The organism is Baaleninema simplex PCC 7105, assembly GCF_000332355.1.
GTDB lineage: Bacteria > Cyanobacteriota > Cyanobacteriia > Cyanobacteriales > Geitlerinemataceae > Baaleninema > Baaleninema simplex.
On record NZ_KB235962.1, the window covers coordinates 216932 to 219456 of the forward strand.

The 2525-nt window shown below is 46.6% G+C and carries 3 protein-coding genes; all 3 read right to left on the minus strand.

Annotated features, from left to right (window positions below; translation table 11 throughout):
* Window positions 1-97 precede the first annotated feature (97 nt).
* Window positions 98-1036 carry a WD40 repeat domain-containing protein gene (locus tag GEI7105_RS35595; protein WP_071592151.1) on the minus strand — a complete coding sequence of 313 codons (939 nt, stop codon included), beginning with the start codon at window positions 1034-1036 and terminating at the stop codon, window positions 98-100.
* A 42-nt stretch (window positions 1037-1078) separates the two neighbouring features.
* A complete protein-coding gene (locus GEI7105_RS34000) occupies window positions 1079-1984 on the minus strand; it encodes a WD40 repeat domain-containing protein (protein ID WP_017663339.1) in 906 nt (301 codons plus the stop codon).
* 19 nt (window positions 1985-2003) lie between these two features.
* Window positions 2004-2525: WD40 repeat domain-containing protein (locus GEI7105_RS34005; protein ID WP_375339045.1), on the minus strand; the 522-nt coding region annotated here is incomplete at its 5' end.

Consider the following 2525-nt stretch of genomic DNA (forward strand, 5'->3'; position numbering starts at 1 on the left):
CCTTCGGCACCTCCCCTTACTAAGGGGAGGATGGGTGGGGTTCCGGGTGCAAAAGTGAGATGCACCTTTTTCTTCACTCTATACGCTTCAATACTTGTCAAGCTCCCCAAATTTTAATAGTTGTATCCTGACTCCCACTGATTAAACCGGTTCCATCTAAATTAAACGTCAGCGCTTTCACCGCTTCTGTATGACCGCTGAGCGTGCAAATTTCAGTTTGAGTCTCGAGATTCCACAACTTAATTGTTGTATCTTCTCCCCCACTGGCTAACACTTTTCTATCGGGACTAACGGCGAGGCTGCAAACCACACCCGAATGTCCTTCCAGAATACAGAGTTTTTGAAAAATTTGAGTGTTGTAGATGTGAACGTTACCGCGATCGTCTCCGATAAAAATAATTTCTCCGTTGGGCGTGATGGCGAGAGATGAGGTCTCGTGATTCATCGCCATACAATACCGCCGCTTGTCTTTTGGTTCCCCCAAATCCCAAACTTCCAAGATTCTGAGTCGGATACCGATACCGGCTAATACGGAGGAATTTGTACTCACGACCATACGAGCTAGACCGATCGATTCAGGATCGTAGACATGACCGAGCTTTTTAAAATTAAGATCGCCAGTTTGAACTTCCCAAGAACAAACTCGATCTTCGCAATTTCCCCGGTATACAATCTTATCGTCTGGACTGAAAACAACTGACGTCACAGGAATTTTCTTCGGGATAGATGTTATTCTTCCTCGAGGTTCCGAGATATGCTTGATTTTTCCACGAGGAATATCCGTAACCTTTACCGCGCCATCCTCACTTCCACTGGCTACAAAAATTCCATCTTTCGTGAGTGCCAGTGTCGTGACTGCCTGTTTGTGGATCTGCCAGCTTTGTATTTTTTGTTCCGTCAGCATATCCCAAAATTTTATGGTTGTATCTTCGCTACCGCTGACCAGTAACCGTCCGTCTCGACGCAAGACGAGGGCATTGACACCTCCCTCATGTCCAGACAGCGTGTTCGTGCAATTCCACTGACTTTGACTCATCTTATTCCTCCCAACTCTACACTCTTAACTCTACACTGTATCTTAAGCCGCTCCCCAAATTTTAAGGGTTTTATCCAAACTCCCACTCACTAAAAGTTTGCTGTCTGGACTAAATGCCAGATCCATTACATATCCTGTATGACCGGTAAGAGTGCAGATTTCCGCTTGAGTTGCGAGATCCCACAATTTAATGACGTCTCCACCACTGGCTAAAACCTTTCCGTTGGGAGCGATCGCTAGGGCTTCAACGGTATCGGAATGTCCCTTCAAAACACCTTGAGTTTGACCTGAGTGAGTGTTCCATAGGTAAATTTCTCCATTATTATGTCCGCCTAAAGTTAACGAACTGTCTGGAGAGATGGCGACGGCTGAAATGACATTTCGAGGTGTACTTATCGTCTGCTTGGTCGGCATAGTCTGCTTGGCCCGCACGCGAATTAGGTCTTTTATCTTTAAGTCACTTAAATAGGCACCCACCAGAAACTTCCCATCAGCGCTGACTGCCATTCTTGACATTGAACCCAAATAACCTAAATGTTGTCCGGTCTTGACATCCCAATAGGAAGCACTGCCTCCATCAGTTCCCATGAACAAAATTTGGCTGTCATGGCTGAAAGCTACTGAGGCAATTTGAGGATGGCCTTGTTCCCCGAAGCTTCTGAGTGTGTGTTGGATTTCTCCCGTTTGGAGATCGACTAGCTTAGCCGTTTCGTCCCGACTGCCACTAGCTAGGGTTTTTCCATCTGGACTCAAGGCAATGGTCGCGACAATATTTCGATGAATCTTCCACGTTTGTTGTTCCTGTCCGCTGGGAAGGCTCCAAAATTTAAGCGTTGCATCTGAACCCCCACTCACCAAGAATCTCCCATCGGGACTGAGCGCTAAGGCTTGGACTCCCCTTGAATGACTCGTTAATGTGTTTAGACACTGAAAGTGATGGTATAGCATCTGTAGTCGTTTGAGCGGTTCAAGCCGCTCCCCAAATTTTAAGGGTTTTATCCAAACTCCCACTCACTAAAAGTTTGCTGTCTGGACTAAACGCCAGAGCCTTCACATATTCTGTGTGACCGGTGAGGGTGCAGATTTCCGTTTGAGTGGCGAGATCCCACAATTTAATGACTCGTTCGTTTCCGCCACTGGCTAAAACCTTTCCGTTGGGGGCGATCGCTAGGGCTTTAACGGTATCGGAATGTCCCTTCAAAATACCTTGGTTTTGACCTGAGTGAGTGTTCCATAGATTAATTTCACCGTTGTGATGTCCGCTTAGACTTAACGAACTGTCTGGAGAGATGGCGACGGCTGAAATGACATTTCGAGGTGTACTTATCGTCTGCTTGGTCGGCATAGTCTGCTTGGCCCGCACGCGAATTAGGTCTTTTATCTTTAAGTCACTTAAATAGGCACCCACCAGAAGCTTCCCATCAGCGCTGACTGCCATTCTTGACATCCAACCCAAATAACCTAAATATCGTCCGGTCTTGACATCCCA